General features: G+C 57.3%; 24 protein-coding genes. 9 read left to right on the top strand and 15 right to left on the bottom strand.

Translation table 11 applies throughout. From position 1 onward, the window contains the following. The 3 genes from SIK97_RS17615 to SIK97_RS17605 all read right to left on the bottom strand — a co-directional run bounded on the left by SIK97_RS17615 (position 1) and on the right by SIK97_RS17605 (position 1,902). A complete protein-coding gene (locus SIK97_RS17615; protein WP_014229479.1) occupies positions 1 to 369 on the bottom strand; it encodes a copper-binding protein in 369 nt (122 codons plus the stop codon). A 72-nt stretch (positions 370 to 441) separates the two neighbouring features. Further along, complete coding sequence (locus SIK97_RS17610) at positions 442 to 861, bottom strand: hypothetical protein (RefSeq protein WP_004851141.1); 420 nt, start codon at positions 859 to 861, stop codon at positions 442 to 444. Between the two features lie 240 nt (positions 862 to 1,101). Further along, on the bottom strand, positions 1,102 to 1,902 hold the full coding sequence (locus tag SIK97_RS17605; protein WP_057173874.1) for an MBL fold metallo-hydrolase: 801 nt from the start codon (positions 1,900 to 1,902) through the stop codon (positions 1,102 to 1,104). A 184-nt stretch (positions 1,903 to 2,086) separates the two neighbouring features. On the opposite strand from SIK97_RS17605, the gene tam reads away from it, so the two are divergent. Next, positions 2,087 to 2,839 carry a trans-aconitate 2-methyltransferase gene (gene tam, locus SIK97_RS17600; RefSeq protein WP_057173873.1) on the top strand — a complete coding sequence of 251 codons (753 nt, stop codon included), beginning with the start codon at positions 2,087 to 2,089 and terminating at the stop codon, positions 2,837 to 2,839. Between the two features lie 233 nt (positions 2,840 to 3,072). Here the strand turns inward: tam and SIK97_RS17595 are convergent, their stop codons facing one another. The 7 genes from SIK97_RS17595 to sad form a co-directional block, all read right to left on the bottom strand. Further along, entirely contained in the window at positions 3,073 to 3,513 is a 441-nt protein-coding gene (locus tag SIK97_RS17595) for a GNAT family N-acetyltransferase (protein ID WP_014838574.1), read from the bottom strand. Positions 3,514 to 3,842: 329 nt separating this feature from the next. After that, a complete protein-coding gene (locus SIK97_RS17590; RefSeq protein ID WP_057173872.1) occupies positions 3,843 to 5,294 on the bottom strand; it encodes a tagaturonate reductase in 1,452 nt (483 codons plus the stop codon). Positions 5,295 to 5,405: 111 nt separating this feature from the next. Beyond that, positions 5,406 to 5,936 carry a GNAT family N-acetyltransferase gene (locus SIK97_RS17585; RefSeq protein ID WP_047723754.1) on the bottom strand — a complete coding sequence of 177 codons (531 nt, stop codon included), beginning with the start codon at positions 5,934 to 5,936 and terminating at the stop codon, positions 5,406 to 5,408. A gap of 89 nt (positions 5,937 to 6,025) precedes the next feature. After that, positions 6,026 to 7,438 carry a GGDEF domain-containing protein gene (locus SIK97_RS17580; protein ID WP_004851155.1) on the bottom strand — a complete coding sequence of 471 codons (1,413 nt, stop codon included), beginning with the start codon at positions 7,436 to 7,438 and terminating at the stop codon, positions 6,026 to 6,028. A gap of 107 nt (positions 7,439 to 7,545) precedes the next feature. Further along, on the bottom strand, positions 7,546 to 7,920 hold the full coding sequence (locus tag SIK97_RS17575; RefSeq protein ID WP_004851158.1) for a DUF4186 domain-containing protein: 375 nt from the start codon (positions 7,918 to 7,920) through the stop codon (positions 7,546 to 7,548). After that, a complete protein-coding gene (gene glsB / locus SIK97_RS17570; RefSeq protein ID WP_014229486.1) occupies positions 7,920 to 8,846 on the bottom strand; it encodes a glutaminase B in 927 nt (308 codons plus the stop codon). The genes SIK97_RS17575 and glsB overlap by 1 nt, the downstream gene beginning before the upstream one ends. Before the next feature lie 204 nt (positions 8,847 to 9,050). After that, positions 9,051 to 10,436 (bottom strand): succinate-semialdehyde dehydrogenase, encoded by a 1,386-nt coding sequence (gene sad / locus SIK97_RS17565; RefSeq protein WP_057173871.1) that lies wholly within the window; start codon positions 10,434 to 10,436, stop codon positions 9,051 to 9,053. A 105-nt stretch (positions 10,437 to 10,541) separates the two neighbouring features. On the opposite strand from sad, the gene ptrR reads away from it, so the two are divergent. Further along, positions 10,542 to 11,420 (top strand): putrescine utilization regulator PtrR, encoded by an 879-nt coding sequence (gene ptrR / locus SIK97_RS17560; RefSeq protein WP_004851166.1) that lies wholly within the window; start codon positions 10,542 to 10,544, stop codon positions 11,418 to 11,420. On the opposite strand, the gene SIK97_RS17555 is transcribed toward ptrR, so the two are convergent. Beyond that, positions 11,374 to 11,856 carry a GNAT family N-acetyltransferase gene (locus SIK97_RS17555; RefSeq protein WP_032749021.1) on the bottom strand — a complete coding sequence of 161 codons (483 nt, stop codon included), beginning with the start codon at positions 11,854 to 11,856 and terminating at the stop codon, positions 11,374 to 11,376. The genes ptrR and SIK97_RS17555 overlap by 47 nt on opposite strands. Positions 11,857 to 12,001: 145 nt before the next feature. On the opposite strand from SIK97_RS17555, the gene SIK97_RS17550 reads away from it, so the two are divergent. Continuing rightward, positions 12,002 to 12,946 carry an L-lactate dehydrogenase gene (locus SIK97_RS17550; RefSeq protein WP_049104085.1) on the top strand — a complete coding sequence of 315 codons (945 nt, stop codon included), beginning with the start codon at positions 12,002 to 12,004 and terminating at the stop codon, positions 12,944 to 12,946. Between the two features lie 118 nt (positions 12,947 to 13,064). Here SIK97_RS17550 and SIK97_RS17545 read toward each other — a convergent pair whose 3' ends face one another. Both SIK97_RS17545 and SIK97_RS17540 read right to left on the bottom strand, forming a co-directional pair. Continuing rightward, positions 13,065 to 13,853 (bottom strand): PhzF family phenazine biosynthesis protein, encoded by a 789-nt coding sequence (locus SIK97_RS17545; RefSeq protein ID WP_014229490.1) that lies wholly within the window; start codon positions 13,851 to 13,853, stop codon positions 13,065 to 13,067. A gap of 9 nt (positions 13,854 to 13,862) precedes the next feature. Further along, the gene (locus SIK97_RS17540) at positions 13,863 to 14,654 is read right to left on the bottom strand and encodes a PhzF family phenazine biosynthesis protein (protein WP_014229491.1); all 792 of its coding nucleotides are present in this window, start codon (positions 14,652 to 14,654) and stop codon (positions 13,863 to 13,865) included. A 204-nt stretch (positions 14,655 to 14,858) separates the two neighbouring features. Here SIK97_RS17540 and SIK97_RS17535 point away from each other — a divergent pair, with 204 nt between their 5' ends. Then, entirely contained in the window at positions 14,859 to 16,058 is a 1,200-nt protein-coding gene (locus SIK97_RS17535; protein WP_025105754.1) for a sugar transporter, read from the top strand. A 77-nt stretch (positions 16,059 to 16,135) separates the two neighbouring features. On the opposite strand, the gene SIK97_RS17530 is transcribed toward SIK97_RS17535, so the two are convergent. Next, positions 16,136 to 16,804 carry a MarC family NAAT transporter gene (locus SIK97_RS17530; RefSeq protein WP_004119839.1) on the bottom strand — a complete coding sequence of 223 codons (669 nt, stop codon included), beginning with the start codon at positions 16,802 to 16,804 and terminating at the stop codon, positions 16,136 to 16,138. 261 nt (positions 16,805 to 17,065) lie between these two features. Here SIK97_RS17530 and marR point away from each other — a divergent pair, with 261 nt between their 5' ends. The 3 genes from marR to marB are packed head-to-tail and all read left to right on the top strand — an operon-like array spanning position 17,066 to position 18,146. Continuing rightward, on the top strand, positions 17,066 to 17,500 hold the full coding sequence (gene marR, locus SIK97_RS17525; RefSeq protein ID WP_004102349.1) for a multiple antibiotic resistance transcriptional regulator MarR: 435 nt from the start codon (positions 17,066 to 17,068) through the stop codon (positions 17,498 to 17,500). A 17-nt stretch (positions 17,501 to 17,517) separates the two neighbouring features. Then, a complete protein-coding gene (gene marA, locus SIK97_RS17520) occupies positions 17,518 to 17,898 on the top strand; it encodes an MDR efflux pump AcrAB transcriptional activator MarA (protein ID WP_004102351.1) in 381 nt (126 codons plus the stop codon). Positions 17,899 to 17,927: 29 nt separating this feature from the next. After that, positions 17,928 to 18,146: a multiple antibiotic resistance protein MarB gene (gene marB / locus SIK97_RS17515; protein ID WP_004851184.1), complete on the top strand. Its 219-nt coding sequence runs from the start codon at positions 17,928 to 17,930 to the stop codon at positions 18,144 to 18,146. A 32-nt stretch (positions 18,147 to 18,178) separates the two neighbouring features. On the opposite strand, the gene eamA is transcribed toward marB, so the two are convergent. Then, on the bottom strand, positions 18,179 to 19,078 hold the full coding sequence (gene eamA / locus SIK97_RS17510) for an O-acetylserine/cysteine exporter (protein WP_049104123.1): 900 nt from the start codon (positions 19,076 to 19,078) through the stop codon (positions 18,179 to 18,181). A 192-nt stretch (positions 19,079 to 19,270) separates the two neighbouring features. Here eamA and ydeE point away from each other — a divergent pair, with 192 nt between their 5' ends. Both ydeE and SIK97_RS17500 read left to right on the top strand, forming a co-directional pair. Further along, positions 19,271 to 20,464 carry an efflux MFS transporter YdeE gene (ydeE, locus tag SIK97_RS17505; RefSeq protein WP_046878020.1) on the top strand — a complete coding sequence of 398 codons (1,194 nt, stop codon included), beginning with the start codon at positions 19,271 to 19,273 and terminating at the stop codon, positions 20,462 to 20,464. 117 nt (positions 20,465 to 20,581) lie between these two features. Then, positions 20,582 to 21,052 carry a helix-turn-helix domain-containing protein gene (locus SIK97_RS17500; RefSeq protein WP_009654748.1) on the top strand — a complete coding sequence of 157 codons (471 nt, stop codon included), beginning with the start codon at positions 20,582 to 20,584 and terminating at the stop codon, positions 21,050 to 21,052. Positions 21,053 to 21,408: the final 356 nt, after the last annotated feature.

The following is a 21,408-nucleotide window of genomic DNA, read 5'->3' as shown; positions in this document are numbered from 1 at the left end:
TTATCGCGCGGTAATTGAAACGATCGCGTAGCCGGAGTCGGTCTGGCGGAAGGTGAAATCGACCTGCTCTCCCACCGCCAGCTTTTTATCGTGGTTATCAGCGAGCGCAAAGCTCATGGTCATCGCCGGCCAGTTCAGCTCGGTAACCGGAGAGTGGGCAATCACGACGGCATCGTCGCGCCAGGCTTTAATGACCCCGCTGGCAGAATAAAGCGTGGCGGAATCATCCGCCTTCTTCATCTCCGGCATATCCGCCATGGAGGACATGGTGTGATGGTGCATCGCGGCGTCTTCCGCGCTGGCGGTAAATGCGCTGAAGGAAAAGGTCAGTACGCTGGTAATAAGCAGAAAAATAGAGGTCGAACGCATAATAAAGTCTCCGAAAAAAACATAAAGTCGCCCGCAGACCGGGCAGATCTGATGGATGTTTTTAACGGTGCGTTATTCCCTGAAACGGCAGAAGCGTATCTCAACCGGGGGACCGGTGACCGGCGGCGTGCGCCAGTCCATACGTTCAGCGCAGGTCTCCTGCTGCGGGGAAACCACGAGTAGCGCGGTTTCGGAGGGGAGCGCGTTCAGCTGTAGAGAGGTTAAGGAGTTAGGCTGCGCGGTATCGGGGTCGCAGTGCTTCTCACAGATAACTTTCTGGCCGACGTTTTCCATGCCGGGCATGTTCATCATGCCATCGACAATATGGTGAATCTGCACCTGCGGCGCCGCGGGCTGCTGCTGGCCGCCATGGTGCGCCGCGACGGCGAGCTGAAGATTGAGCAGTAACCAACAGGCAATAACAAGCCCTGCGCGGATACGAAGCCGGCGCCGGGTTGCTTGTTTAAATAATGCCTGTAGTGACTGAATCATAGTGATATTCGCAATTAGACGACCGCTGGATTAAATCATACTCACTGCAAGAATTAAACGATATTTCAAAGAGAAAACTCCAGGTTAAATAGAATGAAGTTTCTCTATAAATATTTACACCAAAAAGGGATATCAGTATTTGACCTTCCCCTTGGGGGAAGGTGTATAGCCGGCGGATAATGTATTTAATAAATAGCAAAAATGTTATTTATATGTAATTAGCAAAAGTGAACGCGATTATTATTCCAGCACCAACGTATCGCCGGTTGCCGGCGCGCTACTCTCCGCTAGCCACCAGCGCCCCCATGAACCGGTGCAGTGGCAGGCCATCACCTCCTCGACCTTCTGCTGGCGCAAGAATTGTCTAAGCTGACGAATTGCCCACGGCGGCGCGCTGCGCAGATGAAGACCGCCGATGATGGCGTATACCTGCTGGATGCCGGTGATCTTCTGGCAGTGGCGAATCGTATCGATCAATCCGCGATGTCCGCAGCCGCAGATAATGACTAACCCTCGCGTCGAGCGGTAGATCAGGACGCCTTCATCGACAATATAGTCCTCACCCTGGGATTGACCCGTCAGGAGGCCATAGGCACGCGGGTGAGCGACCGTAATCTCACCGGACCACAGCAGTCGTTCGCCGATCGCCACCGGCTCGCGGCTGTACTCCATGCGGTGGCGGGAGTAGTCGATATCTCGCGACAGCTTTTTGACTTTCCAGTTGCGTCCTGCGAGAGATAACGCCGAGTAGCGGGTGAGTCCAATCTGCGGATGACAAATAATACGGCTGTTGTCTGGTAGCCACGGCACCCCGCCGCAGTGATCGTAATGTCCATGGGAGAGCACCGTGGTGGTAAGGTCAGATAAAGAGACGCCCATACGCTGCGCATTATGAAGAAACGTGCCGTCTGGCCCGGTATCAAACAGCACCCGGCTGGTTTCATCCTCCACAAGCAGGCTTAATCCGGGTTTCGCCTGCAGCAGGCTGTCCTGCCCCTTGCCGAGCCGGTTTTCGAGTAACACCTTAATGATTAACGCCATTTAATGACCATCCCCCTGGTTTGCGACGCCTACTGTAGCCAACCGCTGGCGGGGATGCCGTGATGAACCCTGCATAAGATAAAGTGACAGCGTCACAACAAAGTAACATATTGATTCTGTTTAGTTGCCAGATAAGCATTGCCGTCTATGCTGATGAACGAGTTTCTCTTAACCGGAGCGCGCTATGGCAGACTGGAATCCTTCACTTTATTTGCAATTCGGCGCTGAGCGTACGCGGCCCGCCGCCGAGCTTCTCGCCCGCATCGCCCACCATCCCGCCACGCTGGCCGTTGATCTGGGCTGCGGACCTGGCAACAGTACCGCTCTGCTGCGCGATGCCTGGCCAGATGCCACGATTATCGGCGTTGATAATTCTCCGGCCATGCTGGAAGAGGCCTCCCGGCGGCTACCGGACTGCCGGTTCGTCGAGGCGGATATCACTGCGTTTCGCCCCGAGCGGCCGGCGGACGTGATTTATGCCAATGCTTCGCTGCAGTGGCTCACGGATCATCAGCGCCTTTTCCCTCATCTGGTCAGCAATCTTGCGAAAAACGGCGTATTGGCGGTGCAAATGCCGGTGAACTGGCAAGAGCCCTCGCACGCGCTGATGCGTCAGGTTGCTGAAGAGATGGGGCATCCGGCCAGTAGGCGGCAGCCGCTGCCGGATGTGCCGGAGTATTACGATATGCTGACCACCAGCGGCTGCGAGGTGGATATCTGGCGCACCACCTACCATCACCCGCTGGCATCGCACCAGGCCATTATTGAATGGCTACAGTCAACGGGCCTGCGACCGTTTTTACAACCGCTTGATGAACAGCAGCGCCAGGCGTTTCTCGGACGCTATCTGGAACGGCTGAGACAGCACTATCCGTTACAGTGTAACGGAAAGGTACTGCTGCGATTTCCGCGCCTGTTCATCGTCGCGCGCCGCTAGCGCCATCGGAGTGTAAAAAGAGGGAGAGAACGCTACGGCGCAGGAAGCAGGCGCCGTAGGCCAGGTTTACCAGGACAGATGATGGACCAGAGAGAGATCCCATGCGGTGGCCAGCAGCGAAAGAAACATGATGAGGTTCACAACCGTCTCTATGCGTTTTTCCATTTTGTTACTCCTGAGTCGTTTCCCCTGTTTTACAGGGGAAATCTTAATAACTTCTTAATCTCAGATTTTCAGAGCGTCACGCGGTAACGAACATAGTCATCGGCGGGCGTAAATTCATCATACAGACGCCGGGCCGGATTATCAGTACGAGTGTGCCAGTACAGCCGCGACCACCCTTTCTCTTTCCCTTCCGCTTGCAGCGCCTGCATCAACGCCCTGGCGATGCCTTTTCCGCGCATCGGCGGGGCAACAAACAGATCTTCCAGATAGCAAACAGGCGTCTTTACCCAGGTGCCTTCGTGAAGGACACAAATCGCAAATCCAGCGACGTTGCCATCCGCCAGGGCAACCCGGCCCAGCATGGGAGAAGCGGAATCAAGCATCCGCTGCCAGGTATATTCCGTGACGTCGGATGGCTGCGGGCTACCGTAGAAACGGGTATAGCCTTCCCAAAGCTGTAGCCACTGCGCTTTGTCCTGCTGGCTCACTTCACGAATTTCAATGACCATGGGTCTCATCCCTCGTTTGGATAAGCCATTATTTTCCAGTCAGATAATTTGTTCAACCGCCGGGGGCACAATTCATCTTTTTCTCTTAATTGCCCCTGTTTCCGCTGCCGGACGAAATGGGCACAATCTTTCAGACCTGCGTTTATAAAAAAACACAGAAGTATGTTGTAACTAATTCGAATGCCAAACTAACCCGGCAGCTGCCGGGTTGAGAGTGATGCTCCATCGCTTCAGGAATGTGCCCGAATGAGTGCCGGGCGGCGGCTGACGCCTTACCCGGCCGACACAATCGACGCTATTCTGGTCGTCCGTCAGCGGGCTTTAGAGTATCAGCATAATGGCTTAACGGCGGCGCGCATGCCGTCGCGCAGAATAGCATCCAGATCCTGCGTGACCCGATCAACCAGACCCGGCACTTTCGTCAGGTCCTGCTCCCAGTGGGATTCAACGGACAGTACGGCTTTTACCAGCTCGCCGGTGGTGATTTGCGCATCCCGATGCTGGGACCATAGCGCCTTATAGCTCTCCATCCATTCGGCATCATCCTGAACCGGATAGTTCTCACCGTTACGCTCGCCGCGATAAAAGGCGATCAGCGCCGCCAGCGCAAAGGTCAGGCGCGTCGGGAGAGTCCCCTCTTTCTTCTGGCCCGCCAGCAGCTGCGGCAGAATGCGGGTACGATATTTAGTCATGCCGTTTAGCGCGATAGACAGCAGCTGATGCTTGATGTACGGGTTACGGAAACGACCGGTTACCGCGCTGGCGAAGGACGCCAGCTCATCGCGCGGCAGATCGAGAACCGGAATAATCTCCTGATAAATCGCCTTCTCGACGAATGAGCAGATTTCCGCATCGTTCATCGCTTCGCCCACCGTATCCAGGCCTGCCTGGAAGGCGACCGGTACCAGCGCGGTGTGCGCGCCGTTAAGAATGGCCACTTTACGCTCTTTGTACGGTTTAATATCGTCAACAATCAGCACATTAAGCGGTAGCTTATCGAGGCGCAGCTCTGCAGCCAGGGATTTCGGCCCCTGAATGACAAACAGGTAGAAATGTTCAGCGGTATCGAGGAAACCGTCTTTATACCCCAGTTGCTCTTCAATCTGCGCGGCTTCATCGCGCGGATAGCCGGTCACAATACGGTCTACCAGGGTGGAGCAAAAAGCGTTGGCTTCATCCAGCCATGCCACAAACGCTTCCGGCAGCGCCCACTCCTGCGCATAGCGCAGCACCAGTTCCCGCAGCGCTTCACCGTTATAATCAATCAGCTCGCAGGGAACGATGACCCAGCCTTTATCCGCCGCGCCGGAGAAATGGCTGTAGCGCTCAAACAGCAGGCGGGTCAGTTTTGCCGGATAGCTTACCGCAGGCGCATCGTCGAAGCGGTCCCCCGCGTGGTAGCTAATACCCGCTTCGGTGGTATTGGAAAACACAAACCGCATATCCGGGTTGTGCGCCAGCCGCAGCAGTTCATCGTAATCCGCATAGGCGCTGATTTCGCGGTTTACCGAGCGAATCAGACGCGCATCGCTGACCGCTTCCCCTTTCTCGTTCAGGCCGCGAATAATCGTGGTGTAGAGGCCATCCTGAGTGCTGAGCGACGGCGGGAATGAGCTCTCAATCGGACGCACGATCACCACCCCAGCATTCAGGTCGGTATGCTCGTTCAGCAGATCGATCTGCCAGTCGATAAACGCGCGCAGGAAGTTACCTTCGCCAAACTGAATGATACGTTCAGGGTACTGCGCGCCCGGGAAATCGCGACGGTTTAATGTTTTCACAAGGGTTCCCTCATAGAGTAGTCATACAACCTGAGTAATTGGTCCAATAAGTTATCAGGTTTTTACGCAAGTGAAACCCTGTTTTGATCAAAGCTGTATGCAATATAAAATTTATGACAGAAATTTATAGAACAGCGATGTTGCCGTCAGCTCGCCGTCGGGCATCAGCGCATAGCGTGGAATTTCCCCGGCTTTTTCCCAACCACACTGTACATAAAAGTTTTCTGCTCCGCTGCCGGTCGCCGTATCCAGCACCAGAACGCTCTTACCCTGCTCGCGCGCGATGGCTTCCAGTCGGGCCATCAGCGCATTCGCCAGCCCCTGACGCCGTGCATTTTGGTGAACCAGAAGTTTGGCGACATCGGCGCGGTGCGGCTGGTTTTCCGGCTGGTCGGTAATCAGCTGTACCGTACCAACAAGCCGCTGCTGCGCATCCGCTGCGGCGAGAACAATGCGCTCACCGGCGGCGACGCTCTGCGCCATTCGCAGCCAGAACGCCGTCGCGGTTTCCGGGGAAAAAGGCAGCATAAAGCTCACCGAGGCCCCGCCGTTGACGCAGCTGACGAGGATGTCGGTTAATTCAGGAAGGTGTTCAAGAATATCGTCACGCGACAGCGTGCGCAGAGAAAAGGATGTGGTCATAGGTAACTCCTTGAAATTGACCACATCACTATGTTTTTAACTTATATTTAACACAAGCGGAATTACCATCGTATTTTCTTATGTACGATTCAGACCATTTCTTGCGTAAAAATACGATTGCGTCCGGCTTTTTTTGCCCGAATCATAGAATCATCGGCGACCATGAGCAGCTGGTTGAACAGATCCGTTATTCTGGCTGAACCCGGCGCCCGGCTCTCCAGCCCCATGCTGATGGTCAGCTGGATCCTGTTTTGCCCCCAGGTGAAGGTTTGCGACTCGATGCCCTGGCGAATTTTTTCCGCCAGCAGCACTCCGTCTCGCGCGGATGAGGTCAGCGCCGCGACGGCAAACTCTTCCCCACCAATACGCGCCACCATGCCCTCTTCACCCACCAGCTGCCGCACCTGCTGCGCAAACTGGGCCAGCATACAATCGCCGCACTCGTGGCCCCAGCGATCGTTAACCTGCTTGAAGCCGTCGATGTCGAGCACCATCACGGTGAGCAGCTCGTTTTCCGCGATCGGCTGACGTTTCAACGCTTCGCTTAGCCCGGAGCGAGAATAGACCCGGGTCTGGAAGTCGAAATCAGCGCGCAGGGCCAGCTGTTTGACCAGGTTATTAATCGCCTCAACGCTGGAAGCGACGATGATGGGGCTGATCAGCATCGCAGCAATCCCCAGGCGCGTTGAAAACAGCTGCCACGGCTGCATCCGGGTATCGGGGGAGAGATGGATAAGCGAGTTCGCCACCAGCAGAATTTCGCTAATCCCGGTAATAAAGGTCAACAGGCAGGTTAACGGTAGCGGATAGCGAATCGCGCACCAAATCAGCGCCGGTAACGGGAAGGTTATGCTCCCGGCCCCGCCCACCGCCACGCCGAGCACAATCGACAGCACCAGCGCAATCGCCGGTAACAGCTGACGCAGGCGAAAACGCCCGAACGCCGAAGGGAGCGTGAGGGTTAAAATGAACGGCAGGATCAGCACAGCAGTCGAAAACTGTTCGCTAAACCAGTCCGCCAGTTGGGGAATAAACGTGGCGCGTTCCACATCTACCGAACCCAGCGCCCCGACGGCCGCGCAGAGCAGCGCCGCCAGCAGACAGTAGCAAAACAGGCTTAGCGCATTTATCGGTCCCGGCATCGAATCAGCCCGGCGCTTATCCCACAAAATGAGCTGCGCCAGGGTGACGATAAAAACGATATTGGAGAAGTTGATCAGAAAGGAGGCAAACCCCATTCCCCAACGAGATGTTAAACCGTCATATACCAGCATGGCGGCAAAACAAACGGCGTAAAAATAGCTGCGATTTAGCCAGATATAACGCGCAAAAATCCCCGCCATTACCGCGTTCAGCGGCCAGAAGAACGACAATTCTTGTACCAGACGCAGCATCGCGCCAAAGAAATGCAGTAGTAGCGTTAAAGTGAACAACACCAGCGCATCACGCACGGGCTGTTCCTCACGAAACAGCGTGAATGACCGAATCGACAGTGGAGACATTCATGATTATCCGTCTAATTGTTTCAGGCAATTATTATGTTAATAATTAGTAAGCGGTTCATCATATCATGAGAATAATTATCAGGCATATACCGCCGCCCGATGAATTACGGTCTGCTGCGGTCCGGCGAATTCATCTGGATCACCAGCCAGTGGTGAATCACCTGCACCACGTAGCGCTGCTCTTCGTCGCTGAGGCCGCGCCCCCGCGGGATCGCGTGCCACTTTTCCAGACAGCCGCGACAGCAGGTCGCGGTGGCATGCTGGGCGATAAACACCGGATGTCCGCGCATCGGGGTCTGCTTACCGTCGTTAGGAATTTGCGCAGGGGCCAGCCGACTGGCGATAAAGTCCGCCGCGTGCTGGTCGATAACCTCCGCGCCCTTATCATAACAATACTGCCGTTCTTTCACGCCGAGGCGAAAACGGGAGCGAAAAGTGGAGCGCTGCAGGCGGGCAAACAGGTTTTCTATGGGCACCATCAGAATACCGACCTCCCCAGTTTTTGAGTGAGTTTTTCCAGTAAAGCGATCCCGGCCAGCGAGTTCCCGGCGTCATCGAGCTCCGGGCTCCAGACCGCAATCGCCATCTCCTGCGGAACGATGGCCACAATCCCACCGCCGACGCCGGATTTCGCCGGTAAACCGACGCGCCACGCAAATTCACCGGCGTTCTGATACATGCCGCTGGTCATCATCAGCGCGTTGACCTGCCGCGACTGAATGGGGGCAATAACCGGCGTCTCAAGGTGCGGAGCGATACCTCGGTCGGCAAGAAACAGAAAGGTGCGCGCCAGCTCTACGCAGCTCATCTCCAGCGAACAGTAGTGGAAATAGTTTTGCAGCACCGTGGCGACATCGTTATGGAAATTACCGAAGGATTTCATCAGCCAGGCTATCGCGGCATTGCGCGCCGAATGGTCGAACTCCGAGCGGGCAACCACCGGGTCATAGGCGATATCGCCCACACCGCTCAGACGACGCACGATTTCCAGCATCCGCTGACGAGGCGCGCTGAGACGACTTTGCAGCATATCGCAGACCACCAGCGCCCCGGCATTAATAAACGGGTTGCGCGGTTTGCCTTGTTCAATTTCCAGCTGCAACAGCGAGTTGAAAGGCTGGCCGGAGGGATCTTTACCCACCCGCTGCCAGATCTCCTCTTCCTGATAGTGGTTCATCGCGACCACCAGGCTCAGGACTTTCGAGATAGATTGGATAGAGAAGCGCTCGTGCGCGTCGCCGGCGCTGTAGTGCTGACCGTCGACCGTACAGATAGCCACGCCGAGCTTATCGCCGCTGACGCTGGCCAGCGCCGGAATATAGTCCGCCACTTTACCGCGACCAATTAGCGGCCTGACTTCAGCCAAAATGGCATCGAGCATTGCGTTATTCATTACCGTCGCCACGCGCGGCTCCTTGCCAACAACAAAATTCGGGCGGTAATTATAGGCGCACGGGACGCGAAGAAACAGCCTCTTTCTCGCCCTCGCGTCGCCAGGGGGATGGTTCGCTCGTCAGCGGGGCGCCTGCCCGGGCTACCAAACCCGCAAATCGCACGAATCGGTAGCCCGGGAAAGGCGTTAACCGCAACCCGGGGATTTTTCCGCAGGCTAGCGGCGATCTCTCCAGACGGTCTGCACGTTGCAGAATTCATGCAGACCAAAATGGGAGAGCTCGCGGCCAAATCCGCTTTTCTTCACGCCGCCGAACGCCACGCGGGCATCGCTGGCGCAGTAGCCGTTGATAAACACTCCGCCGCACTCCAGCTCATCGGCAAAACGCTGGGCCTGCGCTTCACTGGTGGTGTAAACCGTTGCTGAAAGGCCAAATTCGCTGTCATTAGCCAGCGCCAGCGCGTGATCGGCATCGCGGGCTTCGGTAATCGTCGCCACCGGGCCAAACAGCTCCTCGCGGAAACCGGTCATCTCCGCGGTAACGTTTCCGAGCACCGTCGGCGCGTAGTAGTTGCCGGCGCCTTCGATTTTTTCCGCCCCCAGCAGCAGGGTCGCCCCCTCTTTTAGGGTCGCGCTCACCTGCTCGTGCAGCTCATCGCGCAGATCGAACCGCGCCATCGGCCCAATATAGTTCTGCTCATCGCGCGGGTCGCCCATTTTCAGCGCGGCAGCGGCGGCGACAAATTTCTGCGTAAAGGCCTCGGCGATGCCCGCTTCGACGATAAAACGCTTCGCCGCGGCGCAGACCTGACCGGTATTCTGGTAGCGACCTATCACCGCCGCTTTCACCGCCTCGTCAAGGTCGGCATCGTTAAGCACGATAAAGGGATCGGAGCCGCCCAGCTCCAGCACGCATTTTTTCAACGCCGCGCCGGCCTGTGCGCCAATGGCCTTCCCGGCGCGCACGCTGCCGGTGACGGTCACCGCGGCGATGCGCGGATCGTTAATCATTTGCGAAACCCCGTCGTTGGTGGCGTTCACCCAGCCAAAGACGCCGTCCGGCACGCCCGCAGCGGCAAAAATTTCGCCGATCATCGCCGCGCTGCCCAGCACGTTTGGCGCATGCTTAAGCAGATAGCTGTTGCCCGCCAGCAGAATGGGCACCGCGCCGCGCAGCACCTGCCACACCGGGAAGTTCCACGGCATGACAGCGAGGATAGCCCCCATCGGGCGGTACTCAATCACCGCTTTATTGTCTTCAACCAGCGTCGCCTCGGTATTGAGCATCGCCGGGCCGTGTTCAGCATACCAGTCACAAAGATTGGCGGATTTAGCCACTTCGCCGCGCGCCTGGGCAATCGGTTTACCCATTTCGCGACTAATCATTTGCGCCAGCGCTTCGCCACGGGCGCGCATCGCGCTACCGACGTTACGCAGCGTCGCCGCGCGCTCCGCCACGCTGACGTTGCGCCACTGACGATACCCCTGTTCCGCAAGGGCAATGGCCGCATCGACCTGCTGTTCGCTGGCCCAGGGCAGAGACGACAGCGTTTCACCGGTGGTCGGACTCACGGAAATCGCATGAGTAGCAGATAAATTCATCGTTTTTCTCTCTGTGTTGATTGCGAAGTGACCTTATTCTGGCTTACCCTTCCTTTCATTAAAAATGAATAATATTAAGCAACCCATTCACAAAAGAAGAACACTATGGATCTGACCCAGCTTGAGATGTTCAACGCCGTCGCCAGCACCGGCAGCATTACCCAGGCCGCGCAGAAGGTGCATCGCGTGCCGTCAAACCTGACCACACGCATCCGCCAGCTGGAGGCGGATCTCGGCGTCGAACTGTTTATTCGCGAAAATCAGCGGCTGCGGTTGTCCCCCGCCGGGCACAGCTTTTTACGCTATAGCCAGCAGATCCTCGCCCTTGTTGATGAAGCGAGGATGGTGGTCGCCGGAGATGAACCTCAGGGGCTGTTTTCGCTCGGCTCGCTGGAGAGTACCGCCGCCGTGCGCATTTCCCCTACTCTGGCGCACTTTAATCAGCGCTATCCCAAGATTCACCTGGCCCTCTCCACCGGTCCTTCCGGCACCATGATCGACGGCGTACTTGAGGGAAATCTGAGCGCGGCGTTCGTTGACGGTCCGCTGGTGCACCCGGGGCTGGAAGGGTTACCGGTGTTCCCGGAAGAGATGATGATCGTCGCGCCCTTTGGCCACCCGCCCATCGCCCGCGCCAGCGAAGTGAACGGCGCCAGCGTCTACGCGTTTCGCGCCAACTGCTCCTATCGCCGTCATTTTGAGAGCTGGTTCCACGCCGATCGCGCCACCCCGGGGCGGATCCATGAGATGGAGTCCTACCACGGGATGCTGGCCTGCGTCATTGCCGGCGCCGGACTGGCGCTGATGCCGCGCAGCATGCTGGAGAGTATGCCGGGCCATCAGCAGGTATCCGCCTGGCCGCTGGCCGAAGAGTGGCGCTGGCTGACGACCTGGCTGGTCTGGCGGCGCGGGGCGAAAACTCGCCAGCTCGAGGCGTTTATAGCGCTGCTGAACGAAGATCGACAAGCAGCAGCTTCTCCATAAAAATGCTTAACGGATCCGGCTGATACGGCGCAAAGGCGCTGCGGGTCTGGTAGCCATTGCGCGTGTATAACGCGACGGCGGCGTGCTGATGGATGCCCGTTTCCAGGCGTACGGTATGGCATTCGCGATTTATCGCCTCTTTCTCCAGCGCCGCCAGCAGTTTTTCCCCCAGCTGCTGGCCGCGATGGGCCGGGTGAATAAACACCCTTTTCATCTCGCCAACCCCCTCTTCACCGAGCACGATGGCCCCACAGCCGACGGCCCGGTGCTGCGCATCGCGGATAATGAGCGCGATGACCGACGCCGCCGGTAGCGCGCTCAGGTCGATAAGATGATTGCTTTCCGCCGGGTAGAGCGTCTGCTGGTATGCGTCCAGCTCGGCAATTAAGGCGGTCAGATCCGGGTGATTTAGCGGGGTCGCGGCGATAGTGTACATAAAGAAGCTCCTTTTTTGAGCGTACTGTAGCGCGGGGCGTCCGCGGAGCCGCCATAGCATTAACTTATAGCTTCTGACCCGACTTGCGCTCCCCCCTTGAGAGGCAGTAATTTTGCGACATAACGTCTTTTATCAGGAAAATACGATGAATACCAAAGCGCGCAAGGTGATGATTATCGGGGCCGGAAACGTCGGCGCCTCAGCGGCCTACGCCCTGTTAAACCAGAATATTTGCGAGGAGCTGATCCTTGTCGATCTCAATACCTCACGCGCCGAAGCGCACGCTCAGGACCTGAGCGACGCGGCCGCCTACATGCCGGGCATGATGACCATTTCCACCCGGGAAGCCAGCGACTGCACCGATGTCGATATCGCGGTTATCACCGTTTCCGGCGGCGCGCTCAAGCCGGGTCAAACCCGGCTGGACGAACTGACCAACACGGCAAAAATCGTCAAAAGCATCGTCCCGCAGATGATGCGCGGCGGCTTCAACGGCATCTTTTTGGTTGCCACCAACCCCTGCGACATCATCACCTGGCAGGTGTGGCAGCTTTCGGGCCTGCCGCGCGGCCAGGTGCTGGGTACCGGCGTCTGGCTGGACACGACGCGCTTACGCCGGGTACTGGCCCAGGCGCTGGATATCGGCGCGCAAAGCATCGACGCCTTTATTCTTGGCGAGCATGGCGATACCCAGTTTCCGGTGTGGTCACACTCGGCGGTTTACGGCTCCGCCATCGCCGATGTTTACCAAAAACATACCGGCCAGGCTCTCGACCGGGAGCTGATTGCCGAAAAGGTGCGCAAGCTGGGGTTTGAGATTTACGCCGGCAAAGGCTGCACGGAGTACGGCGTCGCCGGAACCATCGCCGAAATCTGCCGCAATATTTTCACCGGCAGCCATCGCGCGCTGGCTGTGTCGTGCATTCTTGACGGGGAATATGGCGTAACCGGCGCGGCGGCTGGCGTTCCCGCGGTGCTGACGCAAAGCGGCGTGCAGCAGATTATTGAACTGCAGCTGGCCGATGATGAAGCGGAGAAATTCCGCCACTCTATCGAAGTGATTAAAGCCAATATCGCCCGTCTACCGTGATGGTCTATTTTCCCTGCGGGTTTCGCAGGAATAGCGCGCAGGATAAGTTTGCCGTGTAACCACTCGGATTCGGGATCGGCGGATCTGTTGCCGATCCCGTCTTATGATGACGGGTGAGCTAGCGTAACGTTATTACGCCATTTAAATAGGTCACCGCCTGGCCGCTCATCAATACGCGTTTTCCTTTCAGCTCGCAGCGCATATCGCCGCCGCGCGCGGAAACCTGACGCGCCAGCAACTGAGTTTTACCCCGCTTTGCGCTCCAGTAGGGGATCAGCATAGTATGCGCCGAACCGGTTACCGGATCTTCCCACACCGCTTCACCGGGTGAGAAAAAGCGGCTAACGAAGTCATATTCCCCGCTGCCCGCGGCGGTCACGGTCACTTTATGTTCGCCGGGCGTCATCGCAGCAATATTCGGCCGCAGGGCTTCGACCTGCTCACGGGAGGCCAGTTCGATAAGCCATGCGCGCCCCTTGCGGGCATGCAGGTAGCGCTCAATCCCCAGCGCGGAGAGCATCTCCGCGGGCGGCTCGCGCTCTTCCGTTTCTCCCGCCGGGAAGTCCAGGGTCAGCCAGTCGCCCTCGCGGCTCACGGTCAGCCGACCGGAAGCGGTCGCGAAGTGAATGACCGCGTCAGGATAATCCAGGTGATGAAATATCACGTGCGCGCTGGCAAGCGTGGCGTGGCCGCAGAGATTGACCTCATTGCGGGTGGTAAACCAGCGCAGCGCAAAACCATCGCTCTCAGGTACCACAAACGCGGTTTCCGACTGGTTGTGCTGCTGCGCCATTTTGAGCAGCAGCTCATCCGGCAGCCACTTTTTAAGCAGGCATACCGCAGCCGGGTTGCCGGCGAAAGGCTGGTCGCTGAACGCCGCCACCAGATAAAAAGGAATTTCCGTCACCGTCCCTCCTTAACGAAGCGTAATCGTGCCGATTAAGTAGGTGGTCGCCTGACCGCCGATCAGAACCCGGTCGCCCCGCCACTGGCAGCGCAGGTCGCCGCCGCGGGCCGACACCTGCCGCGCCTGCATGTCCGTTTTACCGAGCTTCTCGCCCCAGTAGGGAATCAGCATACTGTGCGCCGAGCCGGTGACCGGGTCTTCCGCCACCGCCTCGCCCGGACAGAAGAAACGGCTGACAAAGTCATACTCTTCGTCCGGGGCGCTGATACAGATCATTTTGCCGAGGCGCTCAAGCAGCTGCATATCCGGACGCACCGCCTCCACCTGCTGGCGGTCGGCTAAAACCACCAGGTAATCACGCGCCACGCGGACTTCCACCGCGTCGCTCAGCCCCAGCCCGGCCAGCAGCTCCGCAGGCGGCTGCTCAACGGCGGTCGTCGCCCAGGCCGGGAAATCCAGGGTCAGCCAGTCGCCGCTGCGCGTGACGCGAAGCTCGCCGACAAAGCGGGTACTAAATACGATTGTCGATGAGGGGTGGTCAAAATATTCAAAAATGACGTGCGAGGCCGCCAGGGTCGCGTGGCCGCAGAGGTTGATCTCATCCAGCGTGGTAAACCAACGCAGCTCAAACCCCTCATCCGTACGCACAAAAAACGCGGTCTCCGACTGATTGTGCTGCTGCGCCATTTTCAACAGCGTTTCGTCCGGCAGCCATTCGGTCAGCGGGCAAACGGCCGCCGCGTTGCCGCCAAAGCTCCGATCGCTGAAGGCATCCACCAGATAAAAGCTAATTTCCTGCATTGTTCTGTCCCTCTGTTTTTTTACTTATCGATAACATGACATAAACGTGAGAAATCCACACGTTTAATAGAAAAATTAATCCGTTAGTGCCGAAAATCTGGCTGAAGCGAAAATGAGATGTAGATCACAAAATGGTTGTATTTTCAGCAGCAATCGTTTTAAGATCGTCCCACTTCTTTCCTCTTTGTAACCAGCCCTGAACTTATGATGACAAATACGGTTTCACGCAAGGTCGCGTGGCTGCGCGTAGTCACGCTTGCGATTGCGGCATTTATCTTTAATACCACCGAATTTGCGCCCGTGGGCCTGCTGTCGGATATCGCCGACAGCTTTGGCATGGAAACGGCGCAGGTTGGGATTATGCTGACGATCTACGCCTGGGTTGTCGCCCTGATGTCGCTGCCCTTTATGCTGCTGACCAGCAAGATGGAGCGCCGTCGCCTGCTGGTTGGCCTGTTTATCCTGTTTATCGCCAGCCACGTGCTGTCGTTCCTGGCCTGGAACTTCAACGTGCTGGTGATCAGCCGTATCGGTATCGCCTTTGCCCACGCGGTGTTCTGGTCAATCACCTCGGCGCTGGCTATACGAATGGCGCCTGCGGGTAAACGCGCGCAGGCGCTGAGCCTGATTGCCACCGGTACCGCGCTGGCAATGGTCTTCGGTATCCCGATTGGCCGTATCGTCGGGCAATACTTTGGCTGGCGCACCACGTTCCTGGTCATCGGCCTCGGTGCGCTGGTTACCATGGTGTGCCTGATCAAGCTGCTGCCTAAGCTGCCGAGCGAGCACTCAGGGTCGCTGAAAAGCCTGCCGGTGCTGTTCCGTCGCCCTGCGCTGCTGAGCATCTATTTACTGACGGTGATTGTGGTGACCGCGCACTATACCGCCTACAGCTACATTGAACCGTTCGTTCAGACGGTCGCCGGCCTGAGCGGCAACTTCGCTACCGTGCTGCTGCTGACCCTGGGCGGCGCGGGCATCGTCGGCAGCATCCTCTTTGGTAAGCTCGGCAACCTGCATGCGTCCGGGTTAATTAACGCGGCGATTGGCCTGCTGCTGGCGTGCCTGCTGCTGCTGCTGCCCGCCTCGCACAACGCCAACCACCTGATGCTGCTGAGCGTCTTCTGGGGCGTGGCGATCATGATTATCGGTCTCGGTATGCAGGTCAAAGTGCTGGCGCTGGCGCCGGACGCGACCGACGTGGCGATGTCGTTATTTTCGGGGATCTTTAATATCGGCATCGGCGCGGGCGCGCTGGTGGGCAGCCAGGTCAGTACCCATCTGTCAATGGCGTCCATTGGCTATGTCGGGGCGATCCCTGCGGTCGTCGCGTTAGTGTGGGCGGTGATGATTTTCCGCCGCTGGCCGGTGTCGCTGGAAGATCAGCAGCCGCATCACTCCTGATCGTGCTGCTAAAAAAAACCTGCCGGTCGTGAGATCGGCAGGTTTTTTTACGTCTGGTATCAGGACGACGATGACCGTCAGGCGTGATAAGTGGAAATAATCTCCAGCACGCCGTTAATAATAAACTGCACGCCCATACAGACCAGCAGGAAGCCCATCAGGCGGGAAATCGCCTCAATGCCGCCCTTCCCGACCAGACGCATGATTGCCCCGGAACTGCGGAGACAGCCCCACAGGATAATCCCGACCAGGGCAAAAATAATCGGCGGCGCGACCAGCACAACCCAGTCCGGGAAGCTCGCCCCGTGCTTTACCGTAGACGCTGAGCTGATAATCATCGCGATTGTCCCCGGCCCTGCGGTGCTTGGCATCGCCAGCGGAACGAAGGCGATATTCGCCGTCGGTTCATCCTCGAGCTCTTCCGATTTCAGCTTAGCTTCCATCGAATCATGGGCTTTTTGCTGGGGAAAGAGCATGCGGAAGCCGATAAAGGCGACGATCAGGCCGCCGGCAATACGCAGACCGGGAATCGATATTCCGAAGGTGTTCATCACCACCTGGCCGGCATACCAGGCGACCATCAGGATGGCGAACACATAAACCGAGGCCATCAGCGACTGACGGTTACGCTCGGCGTTGTTCATATTCCCGGCCAGGCCAAGGAACAGCGCCACGGTAGTCAGCGGGTTCGCCAGCGGTAGAATCACTACCAGTCCCAGGCCTATCGCTTTAAAAAGATCCATCATAGTGAATTAAGGTCCTGTCAATATTGGATTATCAAAAAAATGACGCGTGCTGAGTATATCGTCTGTTGCCCGATTGTACCCGTTCTCCTCAGGACGCATTCACCCTTCCTTCAAATCATAAGATAACAACGTGAAATAGAGTGACCTGCCTCACAACAATTCGTTTTAGCAAATCGTGGCATCGGCTAATTCATCAGGTTGACTTATATTTGCCTAGGCAATAATATCTCCCGCAACTAAGTCATTGCCTGGGCAACCATTGTGAAAAGTACAAGCGACCTGTTTAACGAAATGATCCCTCTTGGCCGCTTGATCCAGATGGTTAACCAGAAAAAAGATCGCCTGCTCAACGACTATCTCTCGCCGATGGATATTACTTCCACCCAGTTCCGGGTGCTCTGTTCCATTCGTTGCGAAGTGTGTATTACCCCCGTTGAGCTGAAAACCGTGCTTTCGGTCGACCCAGGCGCAATGACGCGCATGCTCGACCGCCTGGTCTGTAAAGGCTGGATTGAACGGTTACCCAACCCGACTGACAAGCGTGGCGTGCTGGTACAGTTAACGCCAGACGGCGCAGCCCTTTGTGAGCAATGTCATCAGGTTGTGGGTCAGAAATTGCACCAGGAACTAACAAAAAATCTGTCGACGGATGAAGTGGCCACTCTTGAGTGTTTACTCAAAAAAGTTCTGTCGTAATAAGAAGAGGTAAGATGATGTCCAGACGCAATAACGACGCCATCACTATCCATAGTATTTTGTCGTGGATCGAGGATAACCTGGAATCGCCCCTGTCGCTGGAGAAGGTTTCAGAGCGCTCAGGTTACTCCAAGTGGCACCTGCAAAGAATGTTCAAGAAAGAGACCGGTCACTCGCTGGGACAGTATATCCGCAGCCGTAAGCTGACCGAGATCGCGCAGAAGCTGAAGCAGAGCAACGAGCCTATCTTATACCTGGCCGAACGCTATGGTTTTGAATCGCAGCAAACGCTGACGCGAACTTTTAAGAACTATTTCGATGTTCCGCCGCACCAGTATCGTATTACCAACGTGCCGGGCGAGTCGCGCTACCTGCTCCCATTAAATAACTGTTGTTAACCGCCTGAAAAAGACGTATTGAGGAAATCATGAAACTATTCGCTTCCGCCGCCATCGTGCTATTGGCGCTGGTCTCGAGCCAAAGTTATGCGGAGCAAACCAGCACCCCGGTTCGCCACAACAACCGGGATGCGATGATTATTCCTTCCGAACATAATGATTCGCCTTTTGATTTCAATCACATGGCCTCTGGCAGTGATAAATCAGATGAACTGGGCGTGCCCTATTACAACCAGCAAAGCCTGTAAAATCCCTTTAGCCCCGTGACCGGGGCTTTTTTTTACCCCCGCGCCATGCCCGGACGCACGATCCGCAGGCCAAATACGTTGATATACAGCCCGGCCATAATCAGTACCGCGCCCAGCAGCTGCAGGCTATTCAGCGTCTCGCCGAGCAATAAGGCCGCGCTGGCCATCCCGACCACCGGCACCAGCAGCGACAGCGGCGCCACGCGCCAGGTTTCATAGCGGCCGAGCAGCGCCCCCCAAATACCATAGCCGACGATAGTGGCAATAAACGCCAGATAGAGCAGCGACAGGATCGTCAGCAGGTCGATATGCAGCAGGCTTTCCGCCATGACCTGCGGGCCGTCGAGGATCCACGACGCCAGCATAAACGGCAGCACCGGGATCAGCGCGCTCCATACCACCAAAGACATAATCGGCGGCCGGCTCGCATGCGACATAATTTTCTTGTTGAAGATATTGCCGCAGGCCCAGCTCAGCGCCGCGGCCAGCGTCAGCATAAAGCCCACCAGCGGGACATGCTGGCCGCCGAGGCTGGCTTCGACCAGCACCAGTACGCCGAAAATCGCCAGCGCGATCCCCGCCAGCTGTTTCCCCTGTAAACGTTCGCCGAAAATAAACGCCCCGAGAATGATGGTGAAAAAGGCCTGCGCCTGCAGCACCAGCGATGCCAGTCCGGCAGGCATGCCGAGGCTAATCGCGCAGAACAAAAACGCAAACTGACCGAAGCTAATCGTCAGGCCGTAGCCCAGCAGCAGGCTCAGCGGAATTTTTGGCCGCGTGACGAAGAGCAGCGCCGGGAAAGCCACCAGCAAAAAGCGCAGTCCGGCGAGCATCAGCGGCGGCATATTATGCAGCCCCACCTTGATCACCACGAAATTCAGCCCCCATACCACCACCACCAGCAATGCCAGCAGCCCGTCTTTACGCGTCATACCCGCCTCGGTTGTTATTGGAATTTTTGCGAACAAAATCAAACTACCGAATAATTCGTCCGCCGCATAGATCATTATTTTCGGTAGGGCGCTGGCGTGCTTTTCATCACCCCCGGGAACTATACAAGCCCCGGTTAGCGTGCTATTTGTGATCGTGACAACAAAAATAACATCACATCAGGCAAGGAAAAAATGATACCGACTCTCAGGCGCTCAACCGCAGCGCTGCTGGCTTCGTCGTTGCTGTTAACCATTGGCCGCGGCGCAACGTTACCTTTTATGACGATCTACCTCACCCGCCAGTACCAGCTGGAGGTGGATAAAATCGGCTATGCGCTGTCGAGCGCGCTGATCGTCGGGGTGCTGTTCAGCATGGGTTTTGGCATTCTCGCCGATAAGTTCGACAAAAAGCGCTATATGACGCTCGCCGTGCTGGCGTTTATTGGCGGCTTTATCGCTATTCCTCTGGTCAATAGCGTCGCGCTGGTGGTGTTTTTCTTCGCGCTGATTAACTGCGCCTACTCCGTCTTCTCAACCGTGCTGAAAGCGTGGTTTGCCGACGTGCTGTCGCCGGAAAAGAAGGCGCAGATTTTTTCCCTTAACTACACCTTTCTCAATATTGGCTGGACCGTTGGGCCGCCTATCGGCACTCTGCTGGTCATGCACAGTATTAACCTGCCGTTCTGGCTGGCAGCCGGCTGCGCCGCCCTTCCGCTGGTATTTATTCAGCTGTTCGTGCAGCGCACCAGCGCCGCGATTGCTCAGGATAACGCGGTCCAGTGGTCGCCCTCGGTGCTGCTGCGCGATCGCGCTCTGCTGTGGTTTACCCTTTCCGGCCTGCTGGCCTCCTTTGTCGGCGGTTCTTTCGCTTCCTGCATTTCCCAGTATGTGCTGGTGGTAGCGGACAGCGATTTTGCCGAAAAAGTGGTTGCGGTGGTACTGCCGGTTAACGCGGCCGTGGTGGTGGCGCTGCAGTATGCGGTTGGTCGTCGCCTTACCGCCCACAATATTCGCCCGCTGATGACCTTTGGGACGGTCTGTTTTGTGCTCGGGCTGGGCGGTTTTGTTATTTCCGATAACAGCCTGCTGCTGTGGGGCGTCTCCGCCGCCATTTTTACGCTCGGAGAGGTTATCTACGCGCCGGGGGAATATATGCTGATCGATAACATTGCGCCGCCGGGCATGAAAGCCAGCTACTTTTCCGCCCAGTCGCTGGGCTGGCTGGGGGCGGCGTTTAACCCGATGCTGACCGGAACGATTCTGACCCATCTGCCGCACTGGTCGCTGTTTGTGATATTGATGCTGGCGATTATCGCCGCATGGCTGATGATTTTCCGCGGCATGAACGTTCGTCCGTGGAACGGTAGCGCGGTCGCCCGCGCCTGATGCCGGGCGCCGTGCGGCTGTCAGGTTGCTGTCGCATCCCTGTCGGGTTTCGATCGTGGTGCCCGACAGCCCGCTCGATGATACTCCATCTCAGGTTTTCACCCGGAGATAGAAACAATGAACAGTAGTCATCAGGTTAAACAATTACGTTTGCAGCGCGCCTGGTCGCAGGAGCAGCTTGCCGAACTGGCCGGCGTCAGCGTGCGCACCATTCAGCGCATCGAGAACGGCGACCGTCCCGGCCTCGAGACGCTCAGCGCGCTTGCGGCGGTATTTGAAGTTAACGTCGCCGAGATTAGCGGCGAATCGCCGGCGGGCCATGAAGCGTCGCTGGATTTACGTATTGAGGAAGCCAAAGCGCGCGTCGAACGCGAGAGCCGTTTTTACCGTTCATTGACGGTGGCCGTCGTCGTTTGCGTTCTGCTGGCGCTGCTGAACTGGCTGAGCGGCGCAGAGAGCTACTGGTCCGCATGGGTGGCGATCGTCTGGGGAGCGCTGCTGGTGGTTAAAGGGTTGCGCCTGTTTGTTTTTGGCGAATGGATCAATCGCTGGCGTCAGGCGCGCCTGCAGCGGCTGCTGCGCAAATAGCCCTCTGCGCGCTTTTCCCGGGGGCGGCGCAAGCGCCTTGCCCGGGCTACGGGTTCATCGCCGTCTGCGAGCGCTAGCCCGGACAGATGCGCAGCATCGCCTCCGGGATACCATATCTAGTGCGGACTATGGCGATCTCCCCGGGGGGGGCGCAAAGCGCCTTGCCCGGGCTACGAGTCCATCACCGTGTGCGAGCGGTAGCCCGGACAGATGCGCAGCATCGCCTCCGGGAGCCATATCCAATGCGGCCTGTGGCGATCTCCCCGGGGGGGGGGCGCAAAGCGCCTTGCCCGGGCTACGAGTCCATCGCCGTGTGCGAGCGGTAGCCCGGACAGATGCGCAGCATCGCCTCCGGG

Source organism: Klebsiella sp. JN_Kp126 (assembly GCF_033843325.1).
In the GTDB taxonomy this organism is placed as follows: domain Bacteria; phylum Pseudomonadota; class Gammaproteobacteria; order Enterobacterales; family Enterobacteriaceae; genus Klebsiella; species Klebsiella michiganensis.
This window is presented reverse-complemented; position numbering and strand designations above follow the sequence as displayed.

Coding starts and splice junctions, on each gene's coding strand:
- SIK97_RS17555 (WP_032749021.1), bottom strand. CDS start 11,856: ATGTACACTATCGCCGCGACCCCGCTAAATCACCCGGATCTGACCGCC.
- marA (WP_004102351.1), top strand. CDS start 17,518: ATGTCCAGACGCAATAACGACGCCATCACTATCCATAGTATTTTGTCG.
- sad (WP_057173871.1), bottom strand. CDS start 10,436: ATGAATTTATCTGCTACTCATGCGATTTCCGTGAGTCCGACCACCGGT.
- SIK97_RS17575 (WP_004851158.1), bottom strand. CDS start 7,920: ATGGTGCCCATAGAAAACCTGTTTGCCCGCCTGCAGCGCTCCACTTTT.
- SIK97_RS17540 (WP_014229491.1), bottom strand. CDS start 14,654: ATGCAGGAAATTAGCTTTTATCTGGTGGATGCCTTCAGCGATCGGAGC.
- ydeE (WP_046878020.1), top strand. CDS start 19,271: ATGATACCGACTCTCAGGCGCTCAACCGCAGCGCTGCTGGCTTCGTCG.
- SIK97_RS17550 (WP_049104085.1), top strand. CDS start 12,002: ATGAATACCAAAGCGCGCAAGGTGATGATTATCGGGGCCGGAAACGTC.
- eamA (WP_049104123.1), bottom strand. CDS start 19,078: ATGACGCGTAAAGACGGGCTGCTGGCATTGCTGGTGGTGGTGGTATGG.
- SIK97_RS17580 (WP_004851155.1), bottom strand. CDS start 7,438: ATGTCTCCACTGTCGATTCGGTCATTCACGCTGTTTCGTGAGGAACAG.
- SIK97_RS17605 (WP_057173874.1), bottom strand. CDS start 1,902: ATGGCGTTAATCATTAAGGTGTTACTCGAAAACCGGCTCGGCAAGGGG.
- SIK97_RS17595 (WP_014838574.1), bottom strand. CDS start 3,513: ATGGTCATTGAAATTCGTGAAGTGAGCCAGCAGGACAAAGCGCAGTGG.
- SIK97_RS17535 (WP_025105754.1), top strand. CDS start 14,859: ATGATGACAAATACGGTTTCACGCAAGGTCGCGTGGCTGCGCGTAGTC.
- ptrR (WP_004851166.1), top strand. CDS start 10,542: ATGGATCTGACCCAGCTTGAGATGTTCAACGCCGTCGCCAGCACCGGC.
- marB (WP_004851184.1), top strand. CDS start 17,928: ATGAAACTATTCGCTTCCGCCGCCATCGTGCTATTGGCGCTGGTCTCG.
- SIK97_RS17500 (WP_009654748.1), top strand. CDS start 20,582: ATGAACAGTAGTCATCAGGTTAAACAATTACGTTTGCAGCGCGCCTGG.
- SIK97_RS17585 (WP_047723754.1), bottom strand. CDS start 5,936: ATGACCACATCCTTTTCTCTGCGCACGCTGTCGCGTGACGATATTCTT.
- SIK97_RS17530 (WP_004119839.1), bottom strand. CDS start 16,804: ATGATGGATCTTTTTAAAGCGATAGGCCTGGGACTGGTAGTGATTCTA.
- SIK97_RS17610 (WP_004851141.1), bottom strand. CDS start 861: ATGATTCAGTCACTACAGGCATTATTTAAACAAGCAACCCGGCGCCGG.
- tam (WP_057173873.1), top strand. CDS start 2,087: ATGGCAGACTGGAATCCTTCACTTTATTTGCAATTCGGCGCTGAGCGT.
- SIK97_RS17615 (WP_014229479.1), bottom strand. CDS start 369: ATGCGTTCGACCTCTATTTTTCTGCTTATTACCAGCGTACTGACCTTT.